The sequence below is a fragment of the Nonomuraea sp. NPDC052634 genome (assembly GCF_040678535.1).
GTDB lineage: Bacteria > Actinomycetota > Actinomycetes > Streptosporangiales > Streptosporangiaceae > Nonomuraea > Nonomuraea fastidiosa.
The window spans coordinates 287,760-303,574 of sequence record NZ_JBFATY010000004.1; the positions used below are offsets into that span (position 1 = coordinate 287,760).

Here is a 15,815-nt window from a genome sequence, read left to right on the forward strand (position 1 = left end):
CGGGGACGGCGGGGCCGTGTGACGCGCACCTCCGGGCGCGGCCGGCGGGTGCGGCCGGTTCGCGGTGGCCTGCGTGGGGTGGTCGGGGTGGTCTTGTCGGCCTCGTCTATTGGATGGTTCGTCCAATAGGAGGCCAGGATGTGGCGGGTGCGGTCAGGGGACGTACGGCGGGCGGGTGGTCTGCGCGGATATCGACATCGGCGCGGCGAAGCAGACGGCCGACGCTATTGCGAAGAATATTCGCGGTACGGCTTACGCCATGCGAGTGGACGTGGCGAATAGCGATCAGATGGAAGACTTCGCGCGAAAAATCATCACCGAAAATGGGGTACCGGACATTGACCTGAACAATGCCGGTATCGCGGTCGCCGGCGCGTTCCTCGATCACACCGTGGCGGACTGGCGCAGGGGCCTCGACGTCAATCTGCGGGGCGTCATCCACGGCTGCCGGCTCTTCGGCGCCGCCACGGCCGACCGTGTACGCGGGCGGGCACATCGTGAACGCGGCGTCCCTGGCCGCTTTCGTGCCGACCCGGCTGCTGCCCGCCTACACGGTGTCCAAAGCCGCCCTGAAGGCGCTCAGCGACTGCCTCAGCGCCGAGCTGGCCGGGCGCGGCATCGGGGTCAGCGTCATCTGTCCGGGTTTCGTCTCGACGGGGATCGCGGGCAACGCCACGTACACGGACGAAGGGCTGCGCGGGGCGGCCGTGCGGGCGCTGGCGCGGCGCGGGTACCCGCCGAAGCGGGTGGCGGCGTACATATTGCGCGCGGTGCACCGTAATCAGGCGGTCGTTCCGATGAACGTGGAGGGAAAAATCGGGTATGCCCTGTCGCGGATTTCGCCTCGAGCCCTCCGCGGGTTCGCCCGCTTGAGCTCTCCTACGAGGATTCCGGAATTCGGCAGGTAAAGATCGCCCCTACGGGAGAAGATGGTTTCGTGTTCTCGCCGCAGCAAATGGACGACGCATGCGTCCCGCCGAAAGCTCTCAGGCGGCAGCCATCACAGCGCCGCAGCGCCCGACGGGTCGAGCGGATGCTCGACGCGTGTGCCGAGCTCCTCGACGAGATCGGCTACGAAGCCCTGTCGACCACCCGCATCGCCGAACGCGCCGGAGTGGCGATCGGATCGGTCTACCAGTTCTTCCCCGACAAGCGCGCCATCACCCAAGAGCTCACCAGGCGCAACGTCGAGGAGTTCGTCCGCAGGGTCGATCGCCGGTTCCTCGAAGAGGACTATCGCGGCTGGTGGGAGGCCGTCGACGCGATCATCGACATCTACGTCGACATGCACAGGACCGTCGCCGGCTTCAAGAGCCTGCGCTTCGGCGACGCCGTCGATCTCAACCTGCTCGACTCCGACTCCGACAACAACGCCGTGATCGCCGGACGGCTGCGCGGGTTGTTCCTCAAGGAGTTCGGCTTGGCCGACAGCCCTTCACTCGACCTCGCCGTACTCGTCGCGGTCGAGGCCGGTGACGCGGTGCTGAAACTGGCCTTCCGCCGCGACCCGCAGGGCGCGCCCGAGATCATCGACGCCGCCAAACACCTCATCAGAGGGTTTCTGTCCCGGCAGCTCCGATCCTGGTCGCCCGCCGCTCCGCCCGCGAAGGAGCGCGTCGGGGAGCAGGTGAAAGAGCCCGTCAAGGAGCCCGTGGCGGGCCAGTAGCGGCACCGGGTCAGTAGCGGACCATGCCCGGCCGCTCAGGCAGTTCGGGCAGCCATCGCTCGGCCTCCTCCTGCTCCGCCAGCGCCGTCGCGGGCATGTCCTGGAGCTGGGGCGGGGCCGGCGTACTTCGGCATGCGCCCGAGAGCGAGGCCGGGCGTGCCTCTCTCGCCTCGCGGATCTGCAGCCGGGTCTCCAGTGCGCGCAGGTTGCGTTCGGCCGCCTCGATGGACTCCAGGCGGGCCGACAGGTAGCCGGCCACCCCTGGCCCGAGGGCCGCCAACACCACGGCACAGGCCAGCGTGAAGGTCGTCTGCTTGGACATGCCCATCACAGTCCCTCCGCTCGCTGTGGCGGCTGAGTGACGCCTATATGCCCGATGACCTGGGCGAATACGCATTCCGTGCGCTGGATTGGCCGAGACGTTACCGAATTTGCACGTGACCGGCGATGCGGATTGACCGGGCAAACGGCCGGGTGGCTCGGTAGTCTCGCGGTGTGGCGCATGTGACCCGTGAGCACCTTGATCGTCTGCTCGAGCAGGCCCTGCTGGCCGACGACCACAGTTCCCTGGCCCGTCGGCTGTACGACGTCGCTCAGGACTATTCGTCCGGCGACGTCTCCAGGGCTTCCATCCTGGTCCTCGCCGCTGAGGAGTGGCGAGCGGCCGGGCAGCCCGCCCGCGCGATGGAGTGCTTCCAGCTCGCGGTCGAGGACGGCGGCGATGCGGGTTTCGACGCGCGTGCCGGCATCGCCGACACGCTCTTCGAGCTCGATCGGCCGGACGAGGCTAGAGAGATCATCGAGACGATACGCGCGGAAGGCAACGTCTCCACGGCGACCGCTCACACGATCGCCGAGACGCTCGTGGCGTACGGCGACCTGCAAGGGGGGCTCGAATGGGCCACCCAGGCCGCCCTCGCCTGCGATGAGAACGATCCAGAGCAGGTGGCGGTGCTCCGCACCCGCTACCGCATCCGGGTCGATCTCGGGTTGCCTGAGGACGAGCTCGACGAGCTCGTCTCCTGACGACCGCGCGCCCTGGCGAGCCCCGCCGCTCGTGGCGGGGCTCCCTGAGCCGTGCCCGCAGCCGGGGATGGGGTCGGGTACGCGGCGGCTTCCGGCGGAACGTTCCGACGCCCCGCACCGTGCCGGGCCGCGGGGCGTACCTTCCCGGAGTGCCCGGCGTGGGGGCGAGCGGGCGAACCACGTGGTGCCTGGGGTGGGTGAGTGAGTAATCCCGTGGTGCCTGGGGTGGGTGAGTGAGTGATCCCGTGGTGCTTGTGCGGGGCGAGCAGGCGAACCGCGCAGCTCCTGGGGTGGGCCGCGTGATGTCCGGCGCCGGGGCGGCCGGTGGGCCGGGATGACGGTCGCGTTGGGGTCATTGACGGCGAAGCCGGCGCCGGGTGCGGCCGGCGCGGCGGTGGCTGGGTGGCGCACGAGCCGGCGGGTTGAGCACAGCGTTGCGGGTTGCGCGGCCCTCTAGCGCCGTTTCGTGGGGCATGTGGAGGGGGTGGCCGGAGGGACGGGTTGCCCTGGTCCCTCCGGCCTGGAGGCCGGGCGCGGCAGGCACGACCCGCGCCCGGACAGTGGCTCACCTCCGGCGTCAGCGGCGAGGAGGCGTCGCCGCTCGGATCCGGCGGACGCCGGGGTGAGGAGCTCCGCCCGGCTCCGGTGAGTGCCGGTGAGGAGCGCTTATCGCTCGGCCCCGGTGAGGGGCCGGAACGGGACGTACGAGGGCCAGCGCAACTCGGCCTCGCGGCGTGGCGAGAACGTGGGGGTGCTCCAGCGTCGCGCGTGCCGCTCAGTCCTCCCCTGGCGCGGCTCCGAGCCGGTGAGACCGGGCTGAGCCCCGTGGGGAGCGCTCAGGGCCGCGTGCGGTCTCTGAGCGCGTTCAGCGCCGGGGTCAGCCCAGGGGGAGCGGGAGGGCCTGGGTGAGGCCGCCTAGGCTGCTGAAGCCGCTGATGATGGAGCCGCCGCTGGGGGCGAAGCGGGTGCCTTCCAGGGTCTCGAACGCCTTGGGCAGCAGCTCGCTGATGACCTGGGAGCCGACCTGGCGTACCGGCTCGTGCAGATTGGCGGGCGAGTCGAGCCGGGTGCCGGCGACGGTGGCGGGCGGGGGCGCCTTGCGTGCATGCTTGCCCGCGCCGTGCTTGCCCGCGGGCGGCTTGCCGGTCAGCGGCACCCGGGGGAGCTCGGGCAGCGCGGGGACGCTGCGCATGGTGGCGAGGTCCTTCATCGTAAGCGGCTCCGGCACCAGGGGAAGCAGCGTGGGCGAGCCCGCCAGGGACGGCATGCCCCACGTCGCCGCGATGCCGCCGAGGTCGCTCATGCCGAGGGCCCGCTTGCCGGTCGCGAGGCCGGTCAGGCCGAGCCTCCTGGCCGTCTCACCGGCCGCCATGGCCAGCCTGTTCGTCTCCGTGGTGACCACCCGCGAGGCGCCGATTCCAGGGTCGTCGAGTGCGATGTCCGTGTGGTGCCCGCAGTGGGTCAGGGGCAGTGCCGCCGGTTCCGCTCGGGTGCAGGTCCGGGCCGCCGCAGGACCCGCGCACAGCCAGCTGACGCCCGCGGCCACCGCGACCACGGCGATCGTGCTCCGGATCTTCTGGAATGACACCGCACGTCCCCCTCATCGATGTCGGTGCACTGACGAACGCACAACGTAGTCAGCGATCTCGACCGGTGGAGGCGGCTTGTCCGAAGAGTGGGGCGAACCTTACCGAACGCCGGGCCCGATGACCCGGTCATGACACGCCGAAGCCCGGAGATCTCGCAGATCTCCGGGCTTCTTCATGCGTGGAACGTCATGCGCAGAACATCCTGCGCCGAATGTCAGGCGCCGAACGTCAGGCGCCGGACATGGCAGTCGGTCGCCGCAGCGGCCCCGTGGCGAGCCGACCGGCCGTGCTCGAAGAGCACGGCCGCGCGCGTCAGGCGGCGCGCTGGATCAGCAGCTCGTCGTCGCCGAGCTCCACCTTGACCGTGTCGCCGTCCACGATCTCGCCCGACAGCACGGCCTTGGCCAGCTTGTCGCCGATGGCGGACTGCACCAGGCGGCGCAGCGGGCGGGCGCCGTAGAGCGGGTCGTAGCCGGTGAGGGCCAGCCACTCGCGGGCGGCGGGCGTGACCTCCAGCCGCAGCCGGCGGTCGGAAAGACGCCGCGCCAGGCGGTCGACCTGCAGGTCGACGATCTGCGCCAGCTCCTCGGAGCCGAGCGCGTCGAACAGGATGACGTCGTCGAGCCGGTTGAGGAACTCCGGCTTGAACGAGCTGCGCACCGCCCCCATGACGGCCTCGCGCTTGGCGCCGTTCTCCAGGCTCGGATCGACGAGGTACTGCGAGCCGATGTTGGAGGTCAGGATGAGGATGGTGTTGCGGAAGTCGACCGTGCGGCCCTGGCCGTCGGTCAGCCGCCCGTCGTCGAGCACCTGCAGCAGGATGTCGAAGACCTCGGGGTGCGCCTTCTCCACCTCGTCGAGCAGCACCACGGTGTACGGGCGCCGCCTGACGGCCTCGGTGAGCTGGCCGCCCTCCTCGTAGCCGACGTAGCCGGGAGGCGCGCCGACGAGCCTGGCCACGCTGTGCTTTTCGGAGTATTCGCTCATGTCGATGCGGGTCATCGCCCGCTCGTCGTCGAACAGGAACTCCGCGAGCGCCTTGGCCAGCTCGGTCTTGCCGACACCGGTCGGGCCGAGGAACAGGAACGAGCCCGTGGGCCGGTCGGGGTCGGCGACGCCGGCGCGGCTGCGGCGTACGGCGTCGGACACGGCCTGTACGGCCTGCCGCTGCCCGATGATCCGCTTGCCCAGCTCCTCCTCCATGCGCAGCAGCTTGGCCGTCTCGGCCTCCAGCAGCCGCCCGGCGGGGATGCCGGTCCACGAGGAGATCACCTCGGCGATGTCGTCGGCGCCGACCTCCTCCTTGACCATCGCGTTCTCCGGCTGCGCGGCCTCGGAGGCGGTCTTGAGCGCCTGTTCGAGCCGCGGCACTTCGGCGTACATCAGCCGGGAGGCGGTCTCGAAGTCGCCGTCGCGCTGGGCCCGCTCGGCGGCGCTGCGCGCCTCGTCGAGCTGCTTCTTCAGCTCACCGACCTTGTTGAGCCCGGCCTTCTCCTGCTCCCAGCGGGCGACCAGGGCGTTGAGCTCTTCCTGGCGGTCGGCCAGCTCCCGGCGCAGGCGTTCGAGCCGCTGGACGGAGGCCTCGTCGGTCTCCTTCGACAGCGCGAGCTCCTCCATCTTCATGCGGTCGACGTTGCGCTGGAGCTGGTCGATCTCCACGGGACGGGAGTCGATCTCCATGCGCAGCCGCGAGGCGGCCTCGTCGACCAGGTCGATGGCCTTGTCGGGGAGGAAGCGGTTGGTGATGTAGCGGTCGGACAGCGCGGCGGCGGCGACCAGCGCGCTGTCGGCGATCTGCACCTGGTGGTGTGCCTCGTAGCGGCCCTTGAGCCCGCGCAGGATCGCGATGGTGTCCTCGACCGACGGCTCGCCGACGTAGACCTGCTGGAAGCGGCGCTCGAGCGCCGGGTCCTTCTCGATGCGCTCGCGGTATTCGTCGAGCGTGGTCGCGCCGATCATGCGCAGCTCACCGCGGGCGAGCATGGGCTTGAGCATGTTGCCGGCGTCCATCGAACCCTCGGCGGCCCCCGCGCCGACGACGGTGTGCAGCTCGTCGATGAACGTCACGATCTGCCCGTTGCTCTCCTTGATCTCGGAGAGCACGGCCTTGAGGCGCTCTTCGAACTCGCCGCGGTACTTCGCACCGGCCACCATCGCGCCCAGGTCGAGCGAGATGAGGCGCTTGCCGCGCAGCGACTCGGGCACGTCGCCGGCCACGATGCGCTGGGCCAGGCCCTCGACGACGGCGGTCTTACCGACGCCGGGCTCGCCGATGAGCACCGGGTTGTTCTTGGTGCGGCGGCTGAGCACCTGGACGACGCGGCGGATCTCCGTGTCGCGGCCGATGACCGGGTCGAGCTTGCCGGCGCGGGCGCGCTCGGTCAGATCGACGCCGTACTTCTCCAAAGCCTGGTAGGTGTCTTCAGGCGTCTCGCTGGTGACGCGGGCGTGGCCGCGTACCTTCTCGAACGCGTCGAGCAGCGCCTGCGGCGTCGCGCCCTGGGACTTCAGCAGCTCGGCCGTCTGACCCCCGTCGGCCGCCAGGCCGACCAGCAGGTGCTCGGTCGAGACGTAGAGGTCTTCGAGCCGGTTGGCGTGCTGGGCGGCGGTGTTCAACACGGTCAGCAGCTGGCGCGAGGTCGACGGCGCCCCCACCGTCGCGCCCTGCGCCTTCGGCAGCGTGGCGAGCTGCTCCTCGTTGCGGGCCTTCAGCGCCCGCCAGTCGGCGCCCACGGCCTCCAGCAGCGGAACGGCCGTGCCCCCCGTTTGCGTGAGCAGCGTGCTGAACAGATGAGCAGGAGCGACCTCGGGGTTGCCCTCGGCGGCGGCGCGCCGAACGGCACCCGAGAGCGCTTCCTGGCTCTTCTGGGTGAGCTTGTAGTCCATATTCTCAGGCCCCCGGTGGCAACTGGTAGCGGATCAACGCCTTGATCATCGCCATCTCGGCGCGCAGGCGGTGCACTTCCTCGCGCAGCCGGAGGTTCTCGTTCTCAAGCTCGAGGATCCGCTTGATCCCCGCGAGGTTGATGCCCTCCTCTTGAGAGAGCCGCTGCACCTCACGGAGCTGGATGATGTCTCTTGTGGAGTAGAGGCGGCCGCGCCCGGCCGTGCGGCCGGGGCTGACCAGGCCGAGCCGGTCGTACTGCCGCAGGGTCTGCGGGTGCAGCCCCGACAGCTGCGCGGCCACCGATATGACATAGACAGGGGTGTCGTCTGACAGATCGAAGTAGTTGGCGTCCATCCCCGCTCACTCGCTTCTGGCTCGCTGAATCAGCTCGGCGCGCGGGTCTTCGCCCGCGGTCGCGTTGGCGAACTCGCTGAGGAGTTCGCGCGACTTGTCATCGAGCGTCTTCGGCACGAGCACCTCGACGGTGGCGAGCAGGTCGCCCCGAGTGCCGTCCTTCCTCCTGACACCCCTGCCACGGATGCGGAACGTGCGTCCGTTGGGGGTGCCGGCGGGAATGCGCAGGGTGACCGGCATGCCGTTGAGGATCGGCACCTTGATCTCGGCCCCGAGGGCGGCTTCCGTGAACGTCACGGGAACGGTGACGGTCAGGTTGTCGCCCGTTCTGCCGAAGACGGCGTGCGGCTTGACGTGGGTTTGAATGTAGAGGTCTCCGGCCGGCCCGCCGTTCTCGCCCGGCGCTCCCTTGCCCTTGAGCTTGACCCGCTGGCCGTCGGCCACACCGGCCGGGATGCGCGCCTGGATGGTGCGGGTGCTCTTGGCACGCCCGCTGCCGTCGCACACGGGGCAGGGGTCGTCCACGATCAGCCCGCGGCCCTTGCAGTCGCGGCACGGCTCGGAGAAGGCGAAGCTGCCCAGGTTGCGGCTGGCCGCGCCGGTGCCCTCACAGGTCGGGCAGACCCTGGGGGTCGTGCCCGCCTTGGCGCCGGTGCCGCTGCACGCGGTGCAGGCGGCGGAGCTGGTCAGCCTCAGCGACACGGTGGTGCCCTCGACGGCTTCGGTGAACGTCAGCGTCACCTCGGACTCGATGTCCTGGCCTCGCCGCGCCCGGGTGGCGCCGGTGGTGCGGGCGCCACCCCGGTTGAACAGCCCACCGAACAGGTCGCCGAGCCGTTCGCCCGCGCTCCCTGCACCCTGCGGGCCGGTGCCGCCGAACAGGTCACCGAAGTCGAACGGGAAACCGCCACCGCCGGCCCGCTGGCCGCCCACCCCGGACCCGAACAGCGTGCGCGCCTCGTCGTACTCCTTGCGGCGCTTGGCGTCGGACAGGACGTCGTACGCCTCGGAGATCTCCTTGAACTTCTTCTCCTTGGCGGCGTCGCCCTGGTTGGTGTCGGGGTGATATTGGCGGGCCAGCTTCCGGTAGGCCCTCTTGATCTCCTCGGCGGTGGCGGTCTTGGGCACACCAAGGACGGCGTAGTAGTCCTTCTCCAGGTAGTCCTTGGTGCTCATCTACGGCCCTTCGTCCTTGTTGTCAGTTTTCTTGGTCGTCATCGGACGCCGCTGGAGCGTCCTCACCCGGCTCGGCGACGGCCACCCGCGCGGGGCGCAGCACCCGGTCACCCATCCGGTATCCAGGCTGCAGCACCTCGACCGCGGTCGGCTCGGTCACCTCCGACGAGTAGCTGTGCATCAGCGCCTCGTGGATGGTCGGGTCGAACGGGTCGCCCTTCTGCCCGAAGGAGCTGAGGCCCAGCTTGGTGAGCACGGACTCCAGCGATTCCGCGACCTTGGCGAAGCCTCCGGTCAGCTCGCCGTGCTCGCGGGCCCGCCCGATGTCGTCGAGTACGGGAAGGAGCTCGGTCAGCGTGGCGGCCACGGCCTGCTCGCGGACCGCGACCCGGTCGCGCTCGACCCTGCGGCGGTAGTTGACGTACTCCGCCTGGAGACGCTGCAGGTCGGCGGTCCGCTCGGCGAGCTGGGCCGCCAGCTCGCCCTCCTGCGGCTCCTGCGGCTGCTCGCCGGCCGGTCCTGTGGCCGGAGCGGCGGCCTCCTGCTGAGGCTGCCGCACCTGGCCGTCGGCGGGCGGCTGCTCCCTGACCTGGCCCGTCTCCGGGTCGATCTTGCGCTTGTCGCGGATCACCGGCTCCTCGTGCCCGTGGTCACTAGGCGGCATCACTGATCCTTCTTCGGCTGGTCGTCGTCCACGATCTCGGCCTCGACCACGTCGTCGTCGGCCTTCTGGCCCTGACCGGCCGAGGCGTCCTGAGCGCCGCCCTCAGCGCCCTGCTGGCCCTGGCTGGCGGCGTAGATGGCCGAGCCCATCTTCTGGCTCACCGTGGCGAGCTTCTCCGCCGAGGTGCGGATGGTGTCGACGTCGGTGCCCTCCAGAGCCTTCTTCAGCTCGGCCAGGGCGTCGTTGACCTCGGTCTTGATGTCGGCCGGGACCTTGTCGTCGTTCTCGCGGAGGAACTTCTCCGTCTGGTAGGCGAGGCCGTCGGCGTTGTTGCGGACCTCGGCCTCCTCGCGGCGCTTCCTGTCCTCCTCGGCGTACGACTCGGCCTCGCGCATCATGCGCTCGATGTCTTCCTTCGGCAGCGCGGAGCCACCGGTGATCGTCATCGTCTGCTCCTTGCCCGTGCCCAGGTCCTTGGCGGAGACGTTGACGATGCCGTTGGCGTCGATGTCGAAGGTGACCTCGATCTGCGGGATGCCGCGCGGCGCCGGCGCGATGCCGGTCAGCTCGAACGTGGCCAGCTTCTTGTTGTAGGCCGCGATCTCGCGCTCGCCCTGGTAGACCTGGATCTGCACCGACGGCTGGTTGTCCTCGGCCGTGGTGAAGACCTCGGAGCGCTTGGTCGGGATCGTCGTGTTGCGCTCGATGATCTTGGTGAAGATGCCGCCCTTGGTCTCGATGCCCAGCGACAGCGGGGTCACGTCGAGCAGCAGGACGTCCTTGACCTCACCCTTGAGCACACCGGCCTGCAGGGCCGCGCCGATGGCGACGACCTCGTCGGGGTTCACGCCCTTGTTGGGCTCCTTGCCGCCGGTCAGCTCCTTCACCAGGTCGGTGACGGCGGGCATACGGGTCGAGCCGCCGACGAGCACCACGTGGGCGATGTCGGAGACCTTGATGCCGGCGTCCTTGATGACCTGGTGGAACGGGCCCTTGCAGCGCTCGAGCAGGTCGGCCGTGAGCCGCTGGAACTCGGCGCGGGTCAGCTTCTCGTCGAGGTGCAGCGGGCCCTCGGACGAGGCGGTGATGTAGGGCAGGTTGATCGTGGTCTCGGACTGCGCGGACAGCTCGATCTTCGCCTTCTCGGCGGCCTCACGCAGACGCTGGAGCGCCATCTTGTCCTTGGACAGGTCGACGCCGTGCGCGTTCTGGAACCGCTTGATCAGCTCGTCGACGATGCGCTGGTCCCAGTCGTCACCACCGAGGTGGTTGTCACCGGAGGTGGCCTTGACCTCGACGAAGCCGTGACCGTCCTCCTGGCCGACGTCGAGCAGCGACACGTCGAAGGTGCCGCCACCGAGGTCGAAGACCAGGATCGTCTGGTCCTGCTCCTTGTCGAGCCCGTAGGCGAGGGCCGCCGCGGTCGGCTCGTTGATGATGCGGAGCACGTTGAGGCCCGCGATCTGGCCGGCTTCCTTGGTGGCCTGCCGCTGGGCGTCATTGAAGTAGGCGGGGACGGTGATCACGGCGTCGGTGATCTTCTCACCGAGGTACGCCTCAGCGTCCTGCTTGAGCTTCTGCAGCACGAAGGCGCTGATCTGCTGCGGCGAGAACTTCTTGCCGTCGATCTCCTTGGACCAGTTGGTGCCCATCTCGCGCTTGACCGAGCGAATGGTCCGGTCGACGTTGGTGACGGCCTGCCGCTTGGCGACCTCACCGACGAGGACCTCGCCGTTCTTCGCGAAGGCGACCACGGACGGCGTGGTCCGCGAGCCCTGCGCGTTCGCGATGACGGTGGGCTCACCGCCCTCGAGGATCGAGACGACGGAGTTGGTCGTCCCCAGGTCGATACCTACCGCACGTGCCATGAGTACGTCCTTGTAGTCAAAGTTGAGTCCTTGCGACTCAAGCTATGGATGTGTGTCGCCTTTGTCAAACGACTTGAGCCTACTCGACTCAACCCCCCTGAGCCTCGATGCATTCCCCCCGAGAAGGAGAAAAAAGCTGTAAAGACGCACATTCGGGGCAACGAGGGCGGTCATCCTCAGGGTTCCGGGCGTGGGCAGGTTCAGGGTCGGCTCAGGGTCGCCTCAGGGGCACGTGGGACGGTTCAGGCGCGCGGACGGCTTCCAGGGCGGTTCTTGCGCATGGGGACGGACGGCTGCCCGGGGGTTCTCGCGCATGGGGACGGACGGCTGCCGGGGTGGTTCTCGCGCTTGATGGGACGGCTGCCGGGGCGGCTTGCGCATGGGGACGTACGAAAACGGGGCCCGGCGCAGTGCCGGACCCCGTGAAGCGCCGCAGCGGCTCCCTGCCCGAACCCCGGGCCTATGGCCTACTTGGTCTTGGCGCCGTCGACGAGCTTCCGCTCGCCCAGCGGCTTCTTGAGCTTGACCGTGGTCGTCTTCTCGATCGCCATCATGATGCAGGCCATGTTCCTGGCCTTGGGCGCGGTGCCCTCGTACAGGGTGATCGTGACCTTCTTGGACGTCTCCGTCACCTTCACCCGGTCGAGCACCGTGCACGGCTCCACCCCCGACCACCACGTGAGCTGGACCTGACGGCCCTTGGCCACCGGCTTGGCCTTGGTCCAGCGGACCTTGCGCACGTTGATCGCGTTGCCCTGCGGCTTGACCGCCTCGGGCTTCTTCGTGGGCGCGGTGGTGACCGGCTCCGACGCCACCGGCGGCTTGGCCGGGGTCGTGGCGGCCACCCGCTGCGCCGGCTGCTCGGAGGCGCAGCCCGCCACGAGCGCCAGACATCCGGCCAGGAGAGTCGCTGTCATAGTCCGCATACCCTTACGACGGAATCCGCCACGCGGCGGTTCAACAGGGCCGGGACCAGTGCTCAGCCCGGGTTCAGTGATTAGTGTGGATCACGTGCTCCGTCAGGCCATGCTCGCCCTCGCCAAGAGCCGGCGAGCCGAGCGGTTCATCACCACCTCGCCGTTCACCGCGGACGTCGTCAGGCGGTACGTCGCCGACGACGTCTCCCGCGTGGTCGGCGAGCTGACCCGCCATGGGCTGCTGGTCAGCGTCGACCACCTCGGCGAGGAGATCACCGACGAGGCCGCGGCGCGGCAGTCCGTCGGCCACTACCTGGAGCTGCTCGACCTGCTGCCCGCGGGGGCCGACGTCTCGGTCAAGCTCACCGCGCTCGGGCTGCGGCTGTCGCAGCGGCTCGCGCTCGGCAACGCCGAGACCATCTGCGCCGCCGCCGGCGAACGCGGCATCACGGTCACGCTCGACGCCGAAGAGCACGACACGATCCCCGGCCTGCACGCCGTGCACGCCGATCTGCGCCGCCGCCACCCCGACGTGGGCGTGGTCGTGCAGTCCTATCTGCCCGACTCGATCGACCGGTGCGAGAAGCTCGGCGGCGCCCGCGTACGCCTGTGCAAGGGGGCCTACACCGCGCCAGGCGCCTACACCAAGCCCGCCGACATCGACCGCTCGTACGTACGGTGCCTGAAAGTGCTCATGGCGGGCACCGCTTACCCCATGGTCGCCACTCACGACCCCAGGCTGCTGCGCATCGCCGCCGCGCTCGCCGAGCTCGCCGGGCGCGACGCCACCGGCTTCGAGTACCAGATGCTGTACGGCATCCGCCCCGACGAGCAGCTCCGCCTGGCCGGGCAGGGGTCGCAGGTACGCGTTTACGTGCCGTACGGCTCCGACTGGTATCCCTATCTCATGCGCCGCATGGCGGAGCGACCTCGGAATCTCACCTTCTTCCTGCGCTCGCTGCTGTCGCGGCGCTAGCCGATAGGCTGCGAGATCCGCGTTCGTTCCGTACGAGGGGCTCCGAATATGATCGCGATTCTGGGCACGGGCAAGATGGGCGAGGCCCTGCTGTCCGGGTTGTTGCGTGCCGGGTTCAAGCCGGGCGACATCCTGGCGACCACGCGCCGGGCGGAGCGGGCCCAGGCGCTGCGCGAGACGTACGGCGTGCGCGTCGTCTCCAACTCCGAGGCCGCCAAGGCCGCCGACACCCTCATCCTGGCCGTCAAGCCGCAGGACATGGGCACGCTGCTGGCCGAGATCGCCTCCTACGTGCCGTCGTCGAGCCTGGTGATCAGCGCGGCCGCCGGCATCACCACATCGTTCGTGGAGCAGCGGCTCGGCGGCGAGGTGCCGGTCGTGCGGGTGATGTCCAACACGCCGATCAGGTTCGACGAGGCGATGAGCGTCATCTCGCCGGGTGCGCACGCCGGCGAGGAGCACCTCAAGCTCACCGAGGAGCTGCTGAGTCCCGTCGGCAAGGTGCTGCGCATCCCCGAGTCGCAGCAGGACGCCGCCACGGCGCTGTCCGGCAGCGGGCCCGCGTACTTCTTCTACCTCGTCGAGGCCATGGTCGACGCGGGCATCCTGCTCGGCATGCCGCGCGCCGCGGCGCTCGACATGGTGACGCAGTCGATCGTGGGCGCGGCGGTGATGCTGCGCGACTCCGGCGAGCACCCGGTCATCCTTCGGGAGGCCGTCACCTCGCCGGGCGGCACGACCATCGCGGCCATCGCCGAGCTGGAGCGCCACAAAGTACGCGCGGCCTTCCTCGCCGCCATCGAGGCCGCCCGCGACCGCAGCCGCGAACTCGCCTCCGGCTGAGCCGCCCGGCTCGCGCTGAGGCCCCGGCCGTGTCACCGCCGGCTCGGCTTCGGTGGTGGTCGGATGTTCTTCGGCGTGGCTCCGGCGTGCAGGGCGGGCCGCATGGACCCGGTCGCCGCCCTGCGCGCCGCGTGACGCGCCCCCGCCGGCCCTGCCGGTCTCCGCCGCTTAAAGCCGTCGCGTCGTCACCGGCGAGCCGTTCAGGCGTCCCGCCGTCGCATCAGGACGGCCCCCGCGAGCACCGACACGGCGATCCAGGCGAGGTACACCCCGAACCCGCTCCACGGCCCCAGCGAGTCGTTCGACCGGTTCGCGACGATCAGGGAGCCGGCGTTGGTGGTGAAGTAGTCGGAGACGGTCCTGCCCCACTCGCCCGGCAGCATGGTCGTGAGCTGCGGCAGCACCATGATCAGGGCGATGGCCGAGACGATCGCCCCCGGCGTGTGCCGGATGAGCGTGCCGAGCCCGAAGCCGAACAGCCCGCACGCGGTCAGGTAGAGCGTGTTCCCGACGCCGGCCCTGACCACCTCGGCGAGGTCGAACCCGGTGGGCTGGGTGATGGACAGGCCGATGGCGATCGCGGCGGCCGTGGAGACCGCGCCGGCCACGAGTGCCGTCGCGGTGAACACGATCAGCTTGCCGGCCAGCAGCTTGTACCGGTTCGGCACGGCCATCAGGGACGTCCTGATGCCGCCCGTACGGTATTCGCTGGAGATCACCAGCACGCCCAGCGCGGCCAGGGAGATCGTGGCGACCAGCCCTCCTGCGACCGAGATGTTCAGCGCCTGGTCGAGCGTGAGCGGTCCGTCGCCGTTGACGCGGGCCGATCCGTTGATCAGCGCGCTGAAGCCGATCATGAGCAGCACGGTGACGACGAGCGACCACATCGTGGAGCGCACAGAGCGGATCTTGGTCCATTCGGACCTGATGACGTTCATCATGACGAGTACTCCAGGCTGTACTTGGTGAGCTCCATGTACGCGGCTTCGAGCGAGGGCTGCACGTACGTCAGCTCCTCCAGGGGCAGACCGGCGCGCGCGGTGAGCGTGCCGATCTCCAACGTGCTCATCGCGGTCACCCGCAGGTGGTCGTGGTGCAGCTCGCCCACCTTGACCAGCTCGGCGACCTCGGTGAGGCGGGGTGAGCGGACCCGTACGTAGCCCTGGGAGCTGCGCCCGATGAACTCCTGTACGCTCGTGTCGGCGATCAGCCGGCCCTTGCCGATCACGATGAGGTGGTCGGCGGTCTGGGCCATCTCGCTCATGAGGTGGCTGGAGACGAACACGGTCCGCCCCTCGGCCGCGAGGTCGCGCATGAGCGTGCGGATCCACAGGATGCCGTCGGGGTCGAGGCCGTTGACCGGCTCGTCGAACATGAGGATCTCGGGGTCGCCGAGCAGCGCCGCGGCGATGCCGAGCCGCTGCGCCATGCCGAGGGAGAACCCGCCGACCCGGCGCCCCGCGACCCCGCCGAGCCCGACGATCTCCAGCACCTCCTGGACGCGGCGGGCCGGGATGCCGTTGCTCTGGGCGATGGCCAGCAGGTGGTTGCGGGCGCTGCGGCCGCCGTGCACGGCCTTGGCGTCGAGCAGCGCGCCGATCTTGCGCAGCGGGTGCTGTAACTCCGCGTACGGCTTTCCGTCCACGAGCGCTGACCCGCCCGAAGGGTGGTCGAGCCCGAGGATCATCCGCATCGTGGTGGACTTGCCCGCTCCGTTGGGGCCGAGGAAGCCGGTCACCCGGCCGGGTTCGACGGTGAACGACAGGTCGTCCACCGCCACGGTGTCGCCGTAACGTTTGCTGAGATTCGTTGCCCTGATGGCGGTCATGATTTGAGCGTGCCGCCGGGC

General features: G+C 69.8%; 14 protein-coding genes and 2 pseudogenes. 6 read left to right on the forward strand and 10 right to left on the reverse strand.

The features are described from left to right. Window positions 1-175: 175 nt before the first annotated feature. The 3 genes and pseudogenes from AB0K67_RS20540 to AB0K67_RS20550 form a co-directional block, all read left to right on the forward strand. Window positions 176-421: pseudogene (locus AB0K67_RS20540) on the forward strand (SDR family oxidoreductase); the annotation flags it as partial. Between the two features lie 55 nt (window positions 422-476). Further along, the gene (locus tag AB0K67_RS20545) at window positions 477-908 is read left to right on the forward strand and encodes an SDR family NAD(P)-dependent oxidoreductase (RefSeq protein WP_364062182.1); all 432 of its coding nucleotides are present in this window, start codon (window positions 477-479) and stop codon (window positions 906-908) included. Between the two features lie 125 nt (window positions 909-1,033). Then, window positions 1,034-1,666 carry a TetR/AcrR family transcriptional regulator gene (locus AB0K67_RS20550; RefSeq protein ID WP_364062185.1) on the forward strand — a complete coding sequence of 211 codons (633 nt, stop codon included), beginning with the start codon at window positions 1,034-1,036 and terminating at the stop codon, window positions 1,664-1,666. A 10-nt stretch (window positions 1,667-1,676) separates the two neighbouring features. Here the strand turns inward: AB0K67_RS20550 and AB0K67_RS20555 are convergent, their stop codons facing one another. Beyond that, entirely contained in the window at window positions 1,677-1,988 is a 312-nt protein-coding gene (locus tag AB0K67_RS20555; protein WP_364062188.1) for a hypothetical protein, read from the reverse strand. A 173-nt stretch (window positions 1,989-2,161) separates the two neighbouring features. On the opposite strand from AB0K67_RS20555, the gene AB0K67_RS20560 reads away from it, so the two are divergent. Continuing rightward, on the forward strand, window positions 2,162-2,692 hold the full coding sequence (locus AB0K67_RS20560) for a tetratricopeptide repeat protein (protein WP_364062191.1): 531 nt from the start codon (window positions 2,162-2,164) through the stop codon (window positions 2,690-2,692). A gap of 877 nt (window positions 2,693-3,569) precedes the next feature. Here AB0K67_RS20560 and AB0K67_RS20565 read toward each other — a convergent pair. The 7 genes and pseudogenes from AB0K67_RS20565 to AB0K67_RS20595 form a co-directional block, all read right to left on the reverse strand. Continuing rightward, window positions 3,570-4,280 carry a hypothetical protein gene (locus AB0K67_RS20565; RefSeq protein ID WP_364062194.1) on the reverse strand — a complete coding sequence of 237 codons (711 nt, stop codon included), beginning with the start codon at window positions 4,278-4,280 and terminating at the stop codon, window positions 3,570-3,572. 313 nt (window positions 4,281-4,593) lie between these two features. After that, a complete protein-coding gene (clpB, locus tag AB0K67_RS20570) occupies window positions 4,594-7,167 on the reverse strand; it encodes an ATP-dependent chaperone ClpB (RefSeq protein ID WP_364062197.1) in 2,574 nt (857 codons plus the stop codon). A gap of 73 nt (window positions 7,168-7,240) precedes the next feature. Next, window positions 7,241-7,522, reverse strand: a pseudogene (locus AB0K67_RS20575) (helix-turn-helix transcriptional regulator); the annotation flags it as partial. Between the two features lie 6 nt (window positions 7,523-7,528). Next, on the reverse strand, window positions 7,529-8,698 hold the full coding sequence (gene dnaJ / locus AB0K67_RS20580; protein WP_364062200.1) for a molecular chaperone DnaJ: 1,170 nt from the start codon (window positions 8,696-8,698) through the stop codon (window positions 7,529-7,531). A 22-nt stretch (window positions 8,699-8,720) separates the two neighbouring features. Then, entirely contained in the window at window positions 8,721-9,362 is a 642-nt protein-coding gene (gene grpE, locus AB0K67_RS20585) for a nucleotide exchange factor GrpE (RefSeq protein ID WP_364062203.1), read from the reverse strand. Further along, window positions 9,362-11,230: a molecular chaperone DnaK gene (gene dnaK / locus AB0K67_RS20590; RefSeq protein ID WP_364062206.1), complete on the reverse strand. Its 1,869-nt coding sequence runs from the start codon at window positions 11,228-11,230 to the stop codon at window positions 9,362-9,364. The genes grpE and dnaK overlap by 1 nt, the downstream gene beginning before the upstream one ends. A 467-nt stretch (window positions 11,231-11,697) precedes the next feature. After that, window positions 11,698-12,147 (reverse strand): hypothetical protein, encoded by a 450-nt coding sequence (locus AB0K67_RS20595; protein WP_364062209.1) that lies wholly within the window; start codon window positions 12,145-12,147, stop codon window positions 11,698-11,700. 94 nt (window positions 12,148-12,241) lie between these two features. On the opposite strand from AB0K67_RS20595, the gene AB0K67_RS20600 reads away from it, so the two are divergent. Both AB0K67_RS20600 and proC read left to right on the forward strand, forming a co-directional pair. Continuing rightward, window positions 12,242-13,123: a proline dehydrogenase family protein gene (locus AB0K67_RS20600; protein ID WP_364062212.1), complete on the forward strand. Its 882-nt coding sequence runs from the start codon at window positions 12,242-12,244 to the stop codon at window positions 13,121-13,123. A 48-nt stretch (window positions 13,124-13,171) separates the two neighbouring features. Further along, window positions 13,172-13,966 carry a pyrroline-5-carboxylate reductase gene (proC, locus tag AB0K67_RS20605; RefSeq protein WP_364062215.1) on the forward strand — a complete coding sequence of 265 codons (795 nt, stop codon included), beginning with the start codon at window positions 13,172-13,174 and terminating at the stop codon, window positions 13,964-13,966. Between the two features lie 200 nt (window positions 13,967-14,166). Here the strand turns inward: proC and AB0K67_RS20610 are convergent, their stop codons facing one another. Together AB0K67_RS20610 and AB0K67_RS20615 are read right to left on the reverse strand one after the other, a co-directional pair. After that, complete coding sequence (locus AB0K67_RS20610) at window positions 14,167-14,907, reverse strand: ABC transporter permease subunit (protein ID WP_364062218.1); 741 nt, start codon at window positions 14,905-14,907, stop codon at window positions 14,167-14,169. After that, the gene (locus tag AB0K67_RS20615; protein ID WP_364062221.1) at window positions 14,904-15,794 is read right to left on the reverse strand and encodes an ATP-binding cassette domain-containing protein; all 891 of its coding nucleotides are present in this window, start codon (window positions 15,792-15,794) and stop codon (window positions 14,904-14,906) included. The genes AB0K67_RS20610 and AB0K67_RS20615 overlap by 4 nt, the downstream gene beginning before the upstream one ends. Between the last annotated feature and the right edge of the window lie 21 nt (window positions 15,795-15,815).